The 16,878-nt window shown below is 69.6% G+C and carries 14 protein-coding genes; 10 read left to right on the forward strand and 4 right to left on the reverse strand.

Going from position 1 to position 16,878, the window contains the following annotated elements:
* Positions 1-30 precede the first annotated feature (30 nt).
* A complete protein-coding gene (locus ACFXGX_RS16115) occupies positions 31-1,524 on the reverse strand; it encodes an FG-GAP and VCBS repeat-containing protein (RefSeq protein ID WP_384790620.1) in 1,494 nt (497 codons plus the stop codon).
* 361 nt (positions 1,525-1,885) lie between these two features.
* Positions 1,886-4,162 carry a heterodisulfide reductase-related iron-sulfur binding cluster gene (locus ACFXGX_RS16120; RefSeq protein ID WP_384790623.1) on the reverse strand — a complete coding sequence of 759 codons (2,277 nt, stop codon included), beginning with the start codon at positions 4,160-4,162 and terminating at the stop codon, positions 1,886-1,888.
* 265 nt (positions 4,163-4,427) lie between these two features.
* Between ACFXGX_RS16120 and ACFXGX_RS16125 the strand changes: the two genes are divergently transcribed.
* From ACFXGX_RS16125 to ACFXGX_RS16145, 5 genes are all read left to right on the forward strand, one after another.
* Entirely contained in the window at positions 4,428-5,543 is a 1,116-nt protein-coding gene (locus ACFXGX_RS16125; RefSeq protein ID WP_384790626.1) for an MraY family glycosyltransferase, read from the forward strand.
* A gap of 147 nt (positions 5,544-5,690) precedes the next feature.
* A complete protein-coding gene (dnaK, locus tag ACFXGX_RS16130; protein ID WP_384790629.1) occupies positions 5,691-7,535 on the forward strand; it encodes a molecular chaperone DnaK in 1,845 nt (614 codons plus the stop codon).
* The gene (gene grpE, locus ACFXGX_RS16135) at positions 7,532-8,191 is read left to right on the forward strand and encodes a nucleotide exchange factor GrpE (RefSeq protein ID WP_384790632.1); all 660 of its coding nucleotides are present in this window, start codon (positions 7,532-7,534) and stop codon (positions 8,189-8,191) included. The genes dnaK and grpE overlap by 4 nt, the downstream gene beginning before the upstream one ends.
* Before the next feature lie 33 nt (positions 8,192-8,224).
* The gene (gene dnaJ, locus ACFXGX_RS16140; RefSeq protein WP_384790634.1) at positions 8,225-9,412 is read left to right on the forward strand and encodes a molecular chaperone DnaJ; all 1,188 of its coding nucleotides are present in this window, start codon (positions 8,225-8,227) and stop codon (positions 9,410-9,412) included.
* A 7-nt stretch (positions 9,413-9,419) separates the two neighbouring features.
* Entirely contained in the window at positions 9,420-9,872 is a 453-nt protein-coding gene (locus ACFXGX_RS16145; RefSeq protein ID WP_355762803.1) for a heat shock protein transcriptional repressor HspR, read from the forward strand.
* A gap of 63 nt (positions 9,873-9,935) precedes the next feature.
* Here ACFXGX_RS16145 and ACFXGX_RS16150 read toward each other — a convergent pair whose 3' ends face one another.
* The gene (locus ACFXGX_RS16150) at positions 9,936-11,636 is read right to left on the reverse strand and encodes a PA14 domain-containing protein (RefSeq protein ID WP_384790636.1); all 1,701 of its coding nucleotides are present in this window, start codon (positions 11,634-11,636) and stop codon (positions 9,936-9,938) included.
* A 280-nt stretch (positions 11,637-11,916) separates the two neighbouring features.
* Here ACFXGX_RS16150 and ACFXGX_RS16155 point away from each other — a divergent pair, with 280 nt between their 5' ends.
* From ACFXGX_RS16155 to ACFXGX_RS16165, 3 genes are all read left to right on the forward strand, one after another.
* Positions 11,917-13,041 (forward strand): sugar ABC transporter substrate-binding protein, encoded by a 1,125-nt coding sequence (locus ACFXGX_RS16155; protein ID WP_384790639.1) that lies wholly within the window; start codon positions 11,917-11,919, stop codon positions 13,039-13,041.
* Positions 13,042-13,392: 351 nt separating this feature from the next.
* Entirely contained in the window at positions 13,393-13,539 is a 147-nt protein-coding gene (locus ACFXGX_RS16160; RefSeq protein WP_384790642.1) for a hypothetical protein, read from the forward strand.
* A gap of 334 nt (positions 13,540-13,873) precedes the next feature.
* Positions 13,874-14,938 carry a LuxR C-terminal-related transcriptional regulator gene (locus ACFXGX_RS16165; protein ID WP_384790645.1) on the forward strand — a complete coding sequence of 355 codons (1,065 nt, stop codon included), beginning with the start codon at positions 13,874-13,876 and terminating at the stop codon, positions 14,936-14,938.
* Between the two features lie 68 nt (positions 14,939-15,006).
* On the opposite strand, the gene ACFXGX_RS16170 is transcribed toward ACFXGX_RS16165, so the two are convergent.
* The gene (locus tag ACFXGX_RS16170; RefSeq protein WP_384790648.1) at positions 15,007-15,999 is read right to left on the reverse strand and encodes a helix-turn-helix transcriptional regulator; all 993 of its coding nucleotides are present in this window, start codon (positions 15,997-15,999) and stop codon (positions 15,007-15,009) included.
* 266 nt (positions 16,000-16,265) lie between these two features.
* Here ACFXGX_RS16170 and ACFXGX_RS16175 point away from each other — a divergent pair, with 266 nt between their 5' ends.
* Positions 16,266-16,403 carry a hypothetical protein gene (locus tag ACFXGX_RS16175; RefSeq protein WP_384790651.1) on the forward strand — a complete coding sequence of 46 codons (138 nt, stop codon included), beginning with the start codon at positions 16,266-16,268 and terminating at the stop codon, positions 16,401-16,403.
* Positions 16,400-16,735, forward strand: a complete 336-nt coding sequence (locus tag ACFXGX_RS16180; RefSeq protein ID WP_384790654.1) for a hypothetical protein — start codon at positions 16,400-16,402, stop codon at positions 16,733-16,735. Before ACFXGX_RS16175 ends, ACFXGX_RS16180 begins: the two co-directional genes overlap by 4 nt.
* The last annotated feature ends 143 nt before the right edge of the window (positions 16,736-16,878 follow it).

Genomic DNA, 16,878 nt, shown 5'->3' on the forward strand with positions numbered 1-16,878 from the left:
CGCCCGGACAGGGCGGCCCCTCCGCGGCGATCAGTCGGCGAAGATGGCGCCGAACTGCGGGGTGCCCGACGTCGAGACGCCCGAGGTGCTCGGCGAGACGGTGCGGGAGCCGGTCGTGGTGATCTTGCCGCCGTTCGAGGGGAGGTACGTGACCGCGCCGTTGGCGGCGTTCTCGTACGAGCCCACGAGCAGGTCGGCGCGGCCGTCGCCGGTGACGTCGTCGAGCTTGACGTCCGCGCCGAAGAGGTCGGCCTTCTCGTCGTTGCCGGGGACGCCCGCCGTGCTCTGCGCGAACGCCTGGGTGCCGGAGGAGACGTTGATGCCGGCCGCGGAGCCGTACAGGACGGTGACCATGCCGGTGTTGGTGACGCCGTCGATGTCCTCGTCCGGGGCCGAGACCACCAGGTCCTGGTAGCCGTCGCCGTTGACGTCGCCCATGTCCAGGTCCCAGCCGAAGCCGTCGCCCTTCTCCGAGGTGCCCGGGACGCTGCCGCTGTTCTGGGTGACCCCGGTCGTGCCGGCCGGGCCGGACGCCGAGCCGTAGGTGATGTTCACCTTGCCGCCGTTGGCGGCATCCGGGACGGGCGTGCCGTCCTCCGTGGTGGCGTCCCAGCCCGCGCCGCTGACGATGTCGCCGAAGCCGTCGCCGTTGATGTCGCCGATGCCGGTGACGATGCCGGGCTTGAGGGCCTGGGCGGACGCCACGCTCAGACCGCTCGCCGTGCCGGGCACGTAGTAGTTCGTGTTCCAGCCGTCGTTGGTCTGTGTCTCGAAGCCGTCGACGATCAGGTCGGTCTTGTGGTCGCCGTTCACGTCGCCCGCGGTCAGGCTGAGCGGGCCGTAGGGGTTGTCGTTGGTGCCCGACTGGATCGGGGGCTTGATCGTCGTGCGGGCGCCGGGGGTGCCGGCCGTGGTGAAGCCGCCCTTGTAGACGTAGATCGTGCTCGCCGAGCTGCCGACGGCGAGGTCGGCCTTGCCGTCGCCGTCGAAGTCACCGGCGGCCAGGTCCTTGCCCCAGTAGTCGTGCGAGGACGGGGACGGGTCCGGGACGTCGACGCTCTTGCCGGTGAGGCCGCTCGCGGAGCCCCAGAGGATGGCGAGGGCGCCGCCGTTGGTGTCGGTGCCGACCTTCTCCGAGGGGGAGGCGACGGCGAGGTCGTCGAATCCGTCGTGGTTGAAGTCCGCGTACGCCGTCTCGGCGCCGAAGGCGTCGCCGGCCTCTGCGGTGCCGGGGACACCGGTGGTGTTCTGGCTGATCGTGGAGCGCTTGGCGGACGAGACGCCGGTCGTCGTGCCGTAGAGGGCGACGATCTGGCCGGCGCCCGCGTGGCCGCCGACGTAGGCGCCGTGGGCCGAGAGGGCCACATCGCCCTTGCCGTCGCCGTTGAAGTCGGCCTGCGGGACGGTGGTGGAGTCCGCGGCGGTCGCGGTCGCGGCCGAGAAGGTCAGAAGACCGCCCGTCAGAGCGGCGGCCGTCGCCGTCGCGAGGGCGAGGCGCACGTGGCGCGGGTGACGCATGAGCATGCGGGATTCTCCTGCGGCATGCGGGGACGCTGGGCGCACGTCCCCTGTCAATAGGGAGCCGACCGTCTGCATTTGCCTGGAGTTGTACGGCAGTTCACTGACCGATCGGCGAACAGGAGACCGCCGATGGCGGCCAAAGGTTGTACGTGAGTTCGGTTGCCTCCGCGGCCGGGCGCGAGGCCGACAGGGGCCCGGACACGGCGACACCCCCGTGCTCCGAGGAGCACGGGGGTGTCGGTCGTACCGATCCGGATCGGGCCGGTCGGCCGTGTCTGACGGCTGTGTCTGACGGCCGGGTCAGGCGGCCGGGTCAGACAGTCGTGTCGGACAGTCGTGTCGGACGGTTGTCCGGACGGGACGGTTACTTCACCGGCTCCGGCTCCGGAGCGCTCTCCGACTCGGCCGCGCCCGCCGGCGGCTCTTCCTCGACCGGGGTCCTGACGGATTCGAGCAGGAGCTGGGCGACGTCGACGACCTGGACGGACTCCTTGGCCTTGCCCTCGTTCTTCTTGCCGTTGACCGAGTCGGTCAGCATGACGAGGCAGAACGGGCAGGCGGTGGAGACGATGTCGGGGTTCAGCGACAGAGCCTCGTCGACACGCTCGTTGTTGATGCGCTTGCCGATCCGCTCCTCCATCCACATCCGCGCACCGCCGGCGCCGCAGCAGAAGCCGCGCTCCTTGTGGCGGTGCATCTCCTGCTGACGCAGGCCCGGGACGGCGGACATGATCTCGCGCGGGGGCGTGTAGACCTTGTTGTGGCGGCCCAGGTAGCACGGGTCGTGGTACGTGATCAGACCCTCGACCGGGGTCACCGGCAGCAGCTTGCCCTCGTCGATGAGGTGCTGGAGGAGCTGGGTGTGGTGGATGACCTCGTAGTCGCCGCCGAGCTGCGGGTACTCGTTGCCGATGGTGTTGAGGCAGTGCGGGCAGGTGGCGACGATCTTCTTCGCCGTCTTCGGCTTCTTGGTGGACTCGTCCTCGTCGTCCTCGCCGAAGGCCATGTTCAGCGCCGCGACGTTCTCCATGCCGAGCTCCTGGAACAGGGGCTCGTTGCCGAGGCGGCGGGCGGAGTCACCGGTGCACTTCTCGTCGCCGCCCATGATCGCGAACTTGACGCCCGCCATGTGCAGCAGCTCCGCGAAGGCCTTCGTGGTCTTCTTGGCCCGGTCCTCCAGGGCGCCGGCGCAGCCGACCCAGTACAGGTACTCGACCTCGCTGAGGTCCTCGATGTCGCGGCCGACGACGGGGATCTCGAAGTCGACCTCCTTGGTCCACTCGAGGCGCTGCTTCTTGGCCAGACCCCAGGGGTTGCCCTTCTTCTCCAGGTTCTTGAGCATCGTGCCCGCCTCGGACGGGAACGCGCTCTCGATCATCACCTGGTAGCGGCGCATGTCGACGATGTGGTCGATGTGCTCGATGTCGACCGGGCACTGCTCGACGCAGGCGCCGCAGGTGGTGCAGGACCACAGGACGTCGGGGTCGATGACGCCGTTCTCTTCCGCGGTGCCGATCAGCGGGCGCTCGGCCTCGGCGAGGGCTGCCGCGGGAACGTCCTTCAGCTGCTCCTCGGACGCCTTCTCCTCGCCCTCCATGGTCTTGCCGCCGCCGGCCAGCAGGTACGGGGCCTTGGCGTGCGCGTGGTCGCGCAGCGACATGATCAGGAGCTTGGGGGAGAGCGGCTTGCCCGTGTTCCAGGCCGGGCACTGCGACTGGCAGCGGCCGCACTCGGTGCAGGTGGAGAAGTCGAGCAGGCCCTTCCAGGAGAACTGCTCGACCTGGGAGACACCGAAGACGTCGTCCTCACCGGGGTCGGTGAAGTCGATGGCCTTGCCGCCGGAGGCCATCGGCTGGAGGCCGCCGAGGGCGGTCCCGCCGGTCGCCTCGCGCTTGAACCAGATGTTCGGGAACGCCAGGAAGCGGTGCCAGGCCACGCCCATGTTGGTGTTGAGCGAGACCACGATCATCCAGATGAACGAGGTGCTGATCTTCACCATGGCGGTGAGGTAGATCAGGTTCTGCAGGGTGGCGACGCCGAGCCCCTTGAAGGCCAGGACCAGCGGGTACGAGGCGAAGTACGCGGCCTCGTAGTGCTCCACGTGGTGGATGGCGCCCTCGAGACCGCGCAGCACGTAGATGGCGAGGCCGATGGTGAGGATGACGTACTCGACGAAGTACGCCTGGCCGGCCTTGGAACCCGCGAAGCGGGACTTGCGGCCCGGGCGGGACGGCAGGCTCAGCAGGCGGATCGCGATGAGCACGGCGATGCCGAGGATCGTCATCACGCCGATGAACTCGATGTACAGCTCGAACGGCAGGAAGCCGCCGATGACCGGCAGCGTCCAGTCGGCCTGGAAGAGCTGGCCGAAGGCCTGGGCGAGGGTCGGCGGCAGAGTCAGGAAGCCGATCGCCACGAACCAGTGGGCGAAGCCCACGATGCCCCAGCGGTTCATCCGTGTGTGGCCGAGGAACTCCTTGACCAGCGTCACGCTGCGCGCGTAGGGGTTGTCGGTCCGCGTACCGGCCGGGACCGGCTGGCCCAGTTTGAAGTACCGGACGAACTGACCGATGGCGCGTGCGAGCAGCGCAACGCCGACCACGGTCAGGACCAGCGACACAATGATCGCGGCGAGTTGCATTCGGGGGCTCCTCGGGCCTGCGAGGTGTTCTCCGAGGGTGACCTCGAAGGTGATTACTAAGCGGTAACTTATGCAGTCCGTCTGAGACTACCCACTTCCTTCGCCGCACTGTAGTCAGCGCTGCGGTGATCTGCGTCGCTGAGGGAAGCCTGAGTGGGCGCCCGGGGTGCGGGCACGAGGTGCGGTTCGCCCGGGGTCGACAGGACACGTAAACCCGATCGTGTTATTCACCCAATACTGTGACAATTACCCCTAAATTGGCGAGGTGCTGTATGGAATCACGGCCGCCACCGCCGCTCTGCTCCTGACCGCCACGCTCGTCGCGCTGCTGCGGTCGTTCTCCCTGCGCCTCGGTCCGGCCGAGGGGCGGGGGCTTCCCGCGCGCCGGGCGAGACCGCGGGCCCCCGGGAGGGCGCGGCCGGTCCCGCTTCTCGGCGGGGTCGCCGTGGCCGGCGCGACGGCGCTCGTCGGCTGGGCCGGAGACTGGACCGGTGCCGCCCCGCTCGGGCCGGACACCGGCCGGCTGCTGGTCGCCGGGATCGCGATCGCCCTGCTCGGCCTGGCCGCCGATCTGCTGCCCGTACCCCCGTTGGTGTGCGTGGCGGGGGTCGCCGTCGCCGCCGCGCTGACCGTCCCCCACGACGAACTCGGCCTGCTCGCCGGAGTGCCGGCGGTGGCCTGGATCATCCTCGTCACCCACGCCTTCCGCTCGCTGGACCACGCCGACGGGGTGGTGGGAACAGTCGGTGTCATCACCGCGTTCGCCCTCAGCGGGTGCGCGGCCGCCGAGCTCATGGACGGGCTCGCGGCGCTGCTCAGCGTGCTGGCCGCCGCCCTCACGGGCTTCCTGATGCACGGATGGCCCCCGGCCCGGATCGCGCCGGGGCGGTGCGGGTCGCTGTTCGTCGGCTTCCTGCTGGCCTCCGCGGTCGTGCGGGTGCACGCGGAGCGGCCCGCCGGGCCCGGCCTCGCGGCAGCCTTCGCGCTGACGGCCGTGGCCACCGCGGACGCCGTCCTGGTCCTGGTGTCGCGGCGGCGTGCGGGGCGGCCGCTGCTGCGTCCGGCGCCGGACCATCTGGTGCACCGGCTGCGGCGGGCGGGGCTCACCCCGCAGGGGGTCCTGGTCGTGACGGGTCTCGCGGCGTTCGCGGCCGCGTTCGTGGGGCTGTGCATCGACCTCGGATGGCTGGAGGCGGGAGCCGCCTGGTGGGTGGCCGGTGCCGTGGCTGCGGTCGCCGTCGTGGGGGCCGTACGTCCCGGGGTGCGCCCGCGCCGTGCCCATCCGCATACGATCCCCGCCCCCGGGGGACCCGTCCCGAGGGCGCTCGGGCGTCCTGGGCGTCCCCGTCCGGAGGCTCCCGGCGCGGTAAAGGTTCACTGACACAGCGAGAAAGCCGCAGGTCAAAGGCTCCATGCGTGTAAGGAACGGATAAGAGTTGAGCCCCTGCGACTCAGGTCTGTTGACCGGGAGGCGGACGTCGTGCACACTTGAGTCCGTTCCACTCAAGTCATTGCTGGAGGAATCGAAATGGCACGTGCGGTCGGCATCGACCTGGGCACGACTAACTCCGTCGTCAGCGTTCTCGAAGGCGGCGAGCCCACCGTCATCACCAACGCCGAAGGCGCCAGGACCACGCCGTCCGTCGTCGCCTTCGCGAAGAACGGCGAGGTGCTCGTCGGCGAGGTCGCCAAGCGCCAGGCGGTCACCAACGTTGACCGGACCATCCGTTCGGTGAAGCGTCACATGGGCACCGACTGGAAGATCGAGCTCGACGGCAAGAGCTTCAACCCGCAGCAGATGAGCGCCTTCATCCTGCAGAAGCTGAAGCGCGACGCCGAGGCGTACCTGGGCGAGAAGGTGGCCGACGCGGTCATCACCGTCCCGGCGTACTTCAACGACTCCGAGCGCCAGGCGACGAAGGAAGCCGGTGAGATCGCCGGTCTCAACGTCCTTCGTATCGTCAACGAGCCGACCGCCGCCGCCTTGGCGTACGGCCTCGACAAGGACGACCAGACGATCCTCGTCTTCGACCTCGGTGGCGGCACCTTCGACGTGTCCCTCCTGGAGATCGGCGACGGCGTCGTCGAGGTGAAGGCCACCAACGGTGACAACCACCTCGGTGGTGACGACTGGGACCAGCGCGTCGTCGACTACCTGGTGCAGCAGTTCCGCTCCGGCCACGGCGTGGACCTCGCCAAGGACAAGATGGCGCTCCAGCGTCTGCGCGAGGCCGCCGAGAAGGCCAAGATCGAGCTGTCCTCGTCCACCGAGACCTCGATCAACCTGCCCTACATCACGGCTTCCGCCGAGGGCCCGCTGCACCTGGACGAGAAGCTCACGCGCGCCCAGTTCCAGCAGCTGACCGCCGACCTCCTGGAGCGCTGCAAGACGCCGTTCCACAACGTCATCAAGGACGCCGGCATCCAGCTGTCCGAGATCGACCACGTCGTTCTCGTCGGTGGCTCCACCCGTATGCCCGCCGTCGCCGAGCTCGTCAAGGAGCTGACCGGCGGCAACGAGGCCAACAAGGGTGTGAACCCGGACGAGGTCGTCGCCATCGGCGCCGCGCTCCAGGCCGGTGTCCTCAAGGGTGAGGTCAAGGACGTCCTGCTCCTCGACGTGACCCCGCTGTCCCTCGGTATCGAGACCAAGGGAGGGATCATGACCAAGCTCATCGAGCGCAACACCACGATCCCGACCAAGCGTTCCGAGATCTTCACGACGGCCGAGGACAACCAGCCGTCCGTGCAGATCCAGGTCTACCAGGGCGAGCGCGAGATCGCGGCGTACAACAAGAAGCTCGGGATGTTCGAGCTGACCGGTCTGCCGCCGGCCCCGCGCGGTGTCCCGCAGATCGAGGTCGCCTTCGACATCGACGCCAACGGCATCATGCACGTGACCGCGAAGGACCTCGGCACGGGCAAGGAGCAGAAGATGACCGTCACCGGTGGCTCCTCGCTGCCGCGCGACGAGGTCGACCGCATGCGCCAGGAGGCCGAGAAGTACGCGGACGAGGACCACGCCCGCCGCGAGGCCGCCGAGACCCGCAACCAGGGCGAGCAGCTCGTCTACCAGACGGAGAAGTTCCTCAAGGACAACGAGGACAAGGTCCCCGGTGACATCAAGACCGAGGTCGAGGCCTCCGTCGAGGAGCTGAAGGCCGCGCTCAAGGGCGAGGACAGCGCCGAGATCCGCACCGCCACGGAGAAGGTCGCCGCGGTATCGCAGAAGCTCGGCCAGGCCATGTACGCCGACGCCCAGGCCGGCCAGGCCGCCGGCGGCGACGCCCACGGCGCCGAGGCCCCGAAGGCCGACGACGACGTCGTCGACGCCGAGATCGTCGACGAGGACCGCCGGGACGGTGCCGCGTGACGGAGGAGACCCCGGGCTTCGAAGAGCAGCCCGACGTCCCTTCCGGCGCCACCTCTGACGACGCCGAGCCGCAGACCGCCACCCCCTCTGCGGAGGGGGCGGCGGCCCCGGACGGGGACGCAGCAGCACAGTTGACCGGCCTGACGGCCCAGTTGGACCAGGCGCGCATGGCAGTGACCGAGCGCACCGCGGACCTCCAGCGGCTCCAGGCCGAGTTCCAGAACTACCGCCGCCGTGTCGAGCGCGACCGGATCGCGGTCAGGGAGGTCGCCGTGGCGAGCCTCCTGACCGAGCTCCTGCCCGTGCTCGACGACATCGGCCGCGCGCGGGACCACGGCGAGCTCGTCGGCGGATTCAAGTCCGTCGCCGAATCGCTGGAGACCGTCGCGGCGAAGATGGGGCTCCAGCAGTTCGGCAAGGAGGGCGAGCCCTTCGACCCGACGATCCACGAGGCCCTGATGCACTCGTACGCGCCGGACGTCACAGAGACGACGTGCGTGGCGATTCTGCAGCCGGGGTATCGCTTCGGCGAACGCACCATCCGCCCCGCGCGGGTGGCCGTCGCCGAGCCGCAGCCCGGGGCGCAGACGGTCAAGGCCGAGGATTCGGCCGAGGCGGCGGACGACAAGGAGAGCGGTGGCCCGGACGAGGGCTGAGCTTGAACGGACGAGGAAGGAGGGACGTCGGGGATGAGCACCAAGGACTTCATCGAGAAGGACTTCTACAAGGTCCTCGGCGTCCCCAAGGACGCCACCGAGGCCGAGATCAAGAAGGCGTACCGGAAGCTCGCCCGCGAGTTCCACCCGGACGCCAACAAGGGCAACGCCAAGGCCGAGGAGCGCTTCAAGGAGATCTCCGAGGCGAACGACGTGCTCGGCGACCCCAAGAAGCGCAAGGACTACGACGAGGCACGCGCCCTCTTCGGCAGCGGTGGCTTCCGGCCGGGTCCCGGCGCGGGCGGCGGCAACTTCAACTTCGACCTGGGCGACCTCTTCGGAGGCGGCGCCCAGGGCCAGGGAGCGGGAGGAGCCGGCGGCTTCGGCGGCGGCATAGGTGACGTCTTCGGGGGCCTGTTCAACCGAGGCGGCGCCCCCACGGGGACGCGTACGCAGCCCAGGCGCGGCCAGGACATCGACACCGAGGTCACTCTCTCCTTCACGGAGGCGGTGGACGGCGCGACCGTTCCGCTGCGCATGACCTCGCAGGCGGCCTGCAAGGCCTGTTCGGGCACCGGCGACAAGAACGGCACACCGCGCGTGTGCCCGACCTGTGTCGGCACCGGGCAGGTGGCGCGGGGCTCCGGGGGCGGTTTCTCGCTCACGGATCCCTGCCCGGACTGCAAGGGCCGGGGCCTGATCGCGGAGCACCCCTGCATGGAGTGCGCGGGCAGCGGGCGGGCCAAGTCGTCCCGCACGATGCAGGTCCGGATTCCCGCGGGCGTCAGCGACAACCAGCGGATCCGGCTGCGGGGCAAGGGCGCGCCGGGCGAGCGGGGCGGCCCGGGCGGCGACCTGTACGTCACCGTCCATGTGGACGCCCACCCGGTCTTCGGCCGCAAGGACGACAACCTCACCGTCACCGTGCCCGTCACCTTCGCGGAGGCGGCGCTGGGCGGCGAGGTGAAGGTGCCGACGCTGGGCGGCCCCCCGGTGACGCTGAAGCTGCCGCCGGGCACGCCCAACGGACGGACCATGCGCGCCCGGGGCAGGGGCGCGGTCCGCAAGGACGGCACGCGGGGCGACCTCCTGGTCACCGTCGAGGTGACGGTTCCCCAGGACCTGTCCGGCAAGGCTCGTGACGCGCTGGAGGCGTATCGCGAGGCGACCGCGGGTGAGGATCCGCGGGCGGAGCTGTTCCAGGCCGCGAAGGGAGCATGACGGAGCCATGGACACGACCGGTCGTCGACGCAACCCCTATGAACTGACCGAGGAGACCCCGGTCTACGTCATCTCGGTGGCGGCCCAGCTCTCCGGGCTGCACCCGCAGACCCTGCGTCAGTACGACCGGCTCGGTCTGGTCTCTCCCGACCGCACCGCCGGCCGGGGCCGGCGTTACTCGGCCCGCGACATCGAACTGCTGCGTACCGTGCAGCAGTTGTCGCAGGACGAGGGCATCAACCTCGCCGGCATCAAGCGCATCATCGAGCTGGAGAACCAGGTCGCCGCGCTCCAGTCCCGCGTGGCGGAGCTGGAGTCGGCCCTGGACGGCGCGGCGGTGGCCATGCAGCAGCGCGAGGCCGCCGTGCACGCCTCCTACCGGCGTGACCTGGTCCCGTACCAGGAGGTCCAGCAGACGAGCGCCCTGGTGGTGTGGCGTCCCAAGCGGACGTCCGAGTAGTTCTCTCACGCTCACCGAAGGGGCCCCCACGGTTCACCCGAACCGCGGGGCCCCTTCGTGCGTTCACGGAGTCAGGATCGCGTAGTCGCTGTCGGGGGCCGACTCGGTGCCGTCGGCGTACAGGGCCGTCACCCGGTAGTAGTGGGTGGTGCCCTTGGCGGCGGTGGTGTCCACGTACGAGTGCTCCGGGGTGGCCGCCAGCTCCTCGTAGGCACCGGTGTCCGGGTTCCAGCGGTAGATCCGGTAGCCGGTGGCGTCGGCCACCGTGCCCCAGGACAACGAGACGGGTCCCCCGCCGTGGTCACCGGAGTCCGCCGTCAGCTCGACCGGCCCGTCGCCGGGCGTCGTCACGGCCGGCGTCGTGTCGAGTTCGTCCGCGGTCACGATGTTCGGCTCGTGGGTCATCTCCCAGTGGGAGTTCCAGTCGTCGTCGACGGCGTCGATGAAGAAGCAGCGCTCCTCGCCGTCCGGCAGGGTGCGGTACGTGAACGAGGTGGTGTCGGTGAACAGCCACTCCACCTCGTGGACGGAGCAGAAGCTCTCGCCGTCGGAGTGCAGGAGATCGCCCGCATAGACGACGTACCGCGCCACGTCGGGCGTCGGATTCGCGTCCCAGTCCAGCTCGAAGCCGTACGAGGTCGGGGTGGCGGTCAGTCCGGTGACGGCGGACGGCGGAGTGTCGTCCCGGCGTCGGCCGCTGACGGCGCCGGACCGGGCGGACTCGTTGCCCGTCGCGTCGAGGGCTGTCACCCGGTAGTAGTAGGTGGTTCCCGGTTCGGCCGTGGCGTCGCGGTACGAGAGCTCTCCGGTGGTGCCCACCTGGGTGTAGGAGCCGTTCTCCGCCGTCGCCCGGTACACCCGGTAGGAGGTCGCGCCCGGGACCGCGCTCCAGCCGGTCCGCAGGCCGCCCTTCTCGGAGGAGTTGGTGACGGTCAGGCCCTTGGGCACATCCGGCGCCGTCCGGTCGGTGGTGGTCACCGGGCGGTCCGTCGTGCCCGTGGACTCGTTGCCCGCTTTGTCGTGGGCGCGCACCTCGTAGTAATAGGTGGCGCCGGTCGCCGGGAGGGACGTGTCGGTGTACGAGGTGGCGGTCGTCGTGGTCCGCAGCGTCCACGCGCTGCTGCCCTTGAGGCGGCGGTAGACGCGGTAGCCGGCGAGGTCCATCTCCTGGTTCTTGGACCAGGAGACCTTGGCCCGGCCGGTCGCGGTGTCGTACGACGCCGAGGAACCCGTGGGGGCGAGTGGCTTGATTCTGTCGGTACTGGCGGAAGTGACGGGTTTGTAGGCGAAAGTGACGTTCGCCTTTCCTGTCCAGTTGACGAAATCGACGCGCAGTGTGTGTTTTCCGGACGGAATGTTCAGGTTGACCGTTTTGGACTGTGCGGCCGACACGTTCTTCCAGAGGTCGACTTCGCGTACGTCGTCCAGATAGACCCGTATTCCGTCCTGGGTGGTGACGGGCAGAGTGAACGGGCCGCCCGAGCCGAAGTCGCGGGTCACCGTCCAGCGGACGCCGAAGTTGTCGGCGGGAAGTCCGGACGCGGGCGCGCCGGAACCCCAGTTCTGGTCGATCGCGGAGTCGCAGTCCGTCTTCTTCGGAGTGCCCGAGAAAGTGGTGTTCGTGTAGAACTGCCGCTTATAGACGGGCGATGTGCAGTTGGTCACTGCGGAGGCGGTCGTGCCGGCTGCGGTGAGCAGCCCGCCCGCGGTGGCGAGCACGAGGGCCGAGGAGACGGCGCCCTTCGTGACAGGGGCTCTGTGCATGTGTTCCTTCAGGTCTGCCGATCGTCAACGGCGGTTAAAAACCGTCGACGATCACGACTCCTGTGAACGGAAGTTGGTTGTACCTGTGAATGACAGAAGGTGAAGCTGAGGGGATCGGTCGATGGATGGGCGTAGTCTTTTCCCGTCACGTTCACTTGTGGAACACGAAACGCCGTTGCCATCTCGTTAAGTGGTTACTCCTTGACGCTGAGGTGATCGCCGCGTTGGCTTTCAGCCACCTGGGTCGCAATGCTGCAACCTCGCCCGGAAGGCACCTGATGTGAAGACTCGTAACACCGGCCTCCGCCGTACCGTCATAGCGGTGGCCTCGTCCGCCACCGCCCTCACCCTTGCCGGATGCGGCGTGGCCGGCTTCGGCGGGGGCAGTAGCTCGGCCAGCGCCACGAAGGGCGACGACATCACGGTCGGCCTCCTCCTTCCGGAGAAGGCGAACACGCGTTACGAGAAGTTCGACTACCCGATCATCCGGGAGCAGGTGCAGAAGCTCACCGAGAAGAAGGGTGACGTCCTCTACCTGAACGCGGAGCAGGACGCCGCGAAGCAGCTCCGTCAGATGCAGCAGATGATCGACGACAAGGTCGACGTCATCCTCGTGGACGCGGTCGACTCGGTGACGATCGCCAAGGGTGTGCGCAAGGCCAAGGAGGCCGGGATCCCGGTCATCGCCTACGACCGCCTGGCGCAGGGCCCGATCGACGCGTACATCTCCTTCGACAACGAGCTGGTCGGCGAGACCCAGGGCAAGGCCCTCATCGCCGCGCTGGGCACCAACTCGGCCTCGAAGAAGATCATCATGATGAACGGCTCGCTGACCGACCCGAACGCCGCGCAGTTCAAGTCGGGCGCCAAGTCCGAGCTCGAGGACAAGGTGATCGTCGCCGCCCAGTACGACACCAAGGACTGGAACCCGGCCAACGCCAAGGCCAACATGGAGAAGTCCATCCAGTCCGTCGGGCTGAGCAACATCGCCGGTGTCTACGCCGCCAACGACGGCATCGCGGGCGCGGTCATCGACGCGTTCAAGGCCGCGGGCGTCAGCAAGGTGCCGCCGGTCACCGGCCAGGACTCCGAGCTCATCGCCGTGCAGCGGATCATCAAGGGCGACCAGTACATGAGCGTGTACAAGTCGTACCCGCAGGAGGCCAACGCGGCCGCCGAGATGGCCGTCGCCCGGGTCCAGGGCCGCTCGATCGAGTTCGACGCGCTCACCCGCGACAAGGTCAGCAGCCCCACGAACAAGGACATCCCGTCCCAGCTCGTGCCCGTGGTGGCGCTCACCAAGGACAACATCCAGGACACGGTCGTCCAGGACGGCATCTACCCCGTCGCCAAGATCTGCACGTCGCCCTACAAGTCGCTCTGCGGCTCGCTCGGCATCAAGTAGAACGCCCCGCCCGGCCGTCTCGGCACCGCGCCGGCCGGGCGAGGACCAGCACGGTTCCGGCCCCGCCCGCGGATGCGCGCCCCCAGCGCCCACCCCCGCCCGGGGCCGTTCCGCTACCCGGCCCCGGAATCCCCGGCCCCGGAATCCCGGCCCCGGAAACCCCGGCCCCGGGAACCCCGCCCCCGGAAACCCCGGCCCCGGGAACCCCCTCGGCAGCCCTGCAGGGCCCCTGCGGCGGCACTGTGCGCCCGTCTCCCGCCCGCGCACCCCGCCGCCTCACTCCGGCGCACCCGCCCCCTCCACGCCACCCCTCAGCGCCCGCACGCCCCTTCCGGGCATGATCGCCGGCTCGTGGCGGCCGAGGACCTGTTGATCGCCTCGCACGGCGCGGGCGCCGCCGTCGATCTCGGCGACCGCTACTGGGCGTTCGCCAAGGGGATCGATCGCGCGTGTTACGGGGGGTGTGAACTTTCCGGCGCTGTGGGTGGGGTGGCTTAGCTTCCGGTTCTGGGGGCGGGGTCCTGCCGGTGGGGTGGGCGGGATGGGGGTGATCGTTTCAAGTCCCGGTTCGGTGAACCGAGTTGGGTCTTCGGAGCGGGGGGCGGGGGAGGGGGCTCCGAGGGGTGTCCGGGGGATGGTGCGGGGGGTCTTCAGGTTGTTGCAAGGGGTGCGGAGGAGGTCAGGATTTATGCGGATGAGCCGGGGCGAACGGACGCTCCTCGGCTGCGCAGCCTTGTTGCGATGCAGGACGCGTCCGCGCATAGTTGCGCTGCGGAGGACGCCCTGACGCGGGGCTCACGCCAGGGGTTGGAGCTGGAGCCAGGGGTGGGAGATGGCCGGGCACGGGACGGACAGGCATCCGCACGGCGCTGACCGGCTGTGCGATGCGGGCGACCGGGTGTACTCCCGGGCCGTGCGGCGGGGCCGGGTGCCCCGCGAGGACGCCGAGTCGGTGCCCTGCCTGCTGGAACTGGCGCTGCTGCACCCCGATCCGGACGACATGGGCTGGCTGGTGCCGACCTCGCCCCAGGAGGTCATGAACCGGCTCCTGCGCGGCGTCTACGAGGAAGTCAGCGCGAGCCAGGCGCGGGTGGGCGACGCGGTGTCGGCCTTCGAGTGGTACGCGGGCCTCGGCGGCCGGGTACGGGCACCGGTCGAAGGCGTGGCGATCAGGGTCCTCGACGGGCTGCCGCGGATCCACGCCGCCATGGACAAGGCCACCGAGGAGTGCACCCGTGAGGTCCTGACGGTGCAGCCGGGCGGCATCCGGCGCGAGGACGAACTCGTCGAGGGACTGCACCGGGCGCTGGAGATGCGCCGGCGCGGGGTGCGGATGCGCGATCTGTACACCCACGTGGCCCGGCACGGCCAAGGCCTCCTGAACTACATGGAGTTGATGGGCGAGGCCGCCGAAGCCCGTACGCTCGACGAGGTCGTGGAGCGGCTCATCCTCTTCGACCGCACGGTCGCGTTCATCCCCGCCAACTCGGACCGCACGATCGCGCTGGAGCTGCGTCACCCGGCGCTGGTGGACTACCTGGTGACGGTCTTCGAGCGGCTGTGGCGTCTCGCGATCCCGCTGACCTCACCCATGCCGTCGACGGGCATCGAGGGCATCACCCACCGGGAGCGCTCCATCGCGGCACTGCTGGCCGAGGGCCATCAGGACGCGGTCGTCGCGGAGCGCCTGGGCATCAGCGTGCGGACCTGCCGGGCGCACATCGCCCGGCTGTCGGAGACGCTGGGCGCGGCGAGCCGGACGCAGTTGGGCGTGCGGATCGCCCAGGCGGGTCTAGACGGGCCGCAGCGTTCCCCCGTACCCGAACCGGTGGTCGTCGCCGAAGCCGCGCCGAAGGCCCCCGCCGTCCCCGACCGCGGTTCCCCGACCGGCCGTTGAGCGCGGCGGCCCGGGAACGGCTCCCGGAGCCCGGCCGGGCCCGTCGTGCGGTCTGCCGTCGGCCGGGGTCACTCCCCTCCCTCGGGCTGGTTCAGAAGCCCCGACTGCGCGATCAGGAAGCCGAGTTGGGCCCGGCTCCCGCTGCCGAGGGCCGAGGCCAGCTTGGCGATGTGGGCGCGGCAGGTGCGGACGTTCATGCCGAGGCGGCGGGCGATGGCCTCGTCCACATGCCCCTCGATGAGCAGCTTGGCGATCGAGCGCTGGACACCGGTGATGCCGTTGGGGCCGACGTCGTTCGGGACGTCCTCGGTCAGCGGGACCGCCCGCTGCCAGAGCTGCTCGAAGACCTTGCTCAGGTACAGCACGAGTCCGGGGTGGCGGAGTTCGAGGGCGACCCGCCGGTCGTCGCTGGCCGGGATGAAGGCGACGGTCCGGTCGATGACGATCAGCCGCTCGATGAGTTCCTCGAGGGTACGGACCTGGATCCTGCCCCCGGATATGCGCTCCACGTACGCGAGCGTCCCCTGGCTGTGCCGCGCGGTGTGCTGGTACAGCGTGCGGATGCGCACCCCGCGGTCGGTGAGCGGCCGGTCGCGCTCCAGTGCCTGCATCAGGGCGTCGGCGGGCCGGCCGCCGCCCGGCTGGATCGTCAGCATCTCCGTCTGGCACTCGGCGGTGGCCGAATTGAGTGCCGCGTTGATGCGGTCGAATCCCTCGAGGACGGTGATGGCGTGGATACTCGCGGTGCTCTGTGTGCTGATCGCGATGAACGGGTCGAAGGAGTCGGTCAGTTCGATCGCGAGCCGGCGGCGTTCCTGGATCTCCCGTTCCAGGGGCTGCAGTCGCTGGGCGAGCGCGACCGACGGCGGGACGGGGCGCAGCCACTTCTCGTCGTCGGGGTCGGGATGAAGCAGCGCGAACTCCAAGAGGCAAGGGGCTGTTTCCACTTCGACCCGCGTGATGCGGCCGGAGTGCAACGCACTGGCGTAAAGGCGTGTTCCTTCGTCACACAACGTGGTGACAGCGTGGGGATGTGTCGGTTGTGAGTAGTTTGTGGGCAAATCTCCACCCCCCAGGGTCCTGAACGTGCAGGAACATGATGCATCGCTGCTGTGGCATTGACGTGCCTGAATGAGCCATCGTCTTGTGACGACGGGGGAGAAGATTCCATCAAGTGAGGACGAAGCCGACTATGCGAGCGAGATTGCTTGGTTCAGTGCTTGCCGCAGTCTTCTCTGTCGCTGTGGCGTCCGGCTCCCTGGGAGCCTCGGGTCTTGATGCCGGGGGTGCCCGGAGCTGGGCCGGCCCGGACAGCGGTTGGACCAGCGTGAAGGCGACCGTGGCGGACAGCGGCTGGACCGCCGCCGAGGCCGTGCCGGGCGACAGCGGCTGGACCGACATCGAGGCCGCGGCGCTCCCGGGCGACAGTGGCTGGACCGTCATCTCCGCGAGCGCAGAAGCATGAGCATTCCTCCCGACGACCGCTCCTTCCGCCGGGAAATGGCCACGGCCTACCGGTCCGGCTGGCACTTCATCGACCTGGTCACCGCCATCCCCTACAGCGGTGACTCGCTGATGGTGACCGTCTTCGGAGAGCCCGTCGTCGTCACCCGCGACGACGACGAGGACGTGCGGGCCTACCGGTGTCTGCGGCGGCCTCGGGGGGCGCCGCAGCCCGTCCGGTGCGCCATCCGGTATGGAATGATCTTCGTGAACCTCGATCAGCGTGACCACCAGCTCACCGGACCGGACATCCCGGACGTCGAGACCATCGCAGCCACCCCCCGCAGTGCCTGACGCGATTCCCCCGTCGTAGTAGATCGCGCAGGTACTTCCCCCCGCAGCGGGGGGGGGGGGGGGGGGGCGTGCAGTGGAGCGCGGCGGGGTGTCTGGTGTGCGGAAGCTGTTGTTGGGCCGCGGGCGGCGGCGGCGGCCCCGCG

Source organism: Streptomyces sp. NPDC059371 (genome assembly GCF_042751995.1).
Lineage (GTDB): Bacteria > Actinomycetota > Actinomycetes > Streptomycetales > Streptomycetaceae > Streptomyces.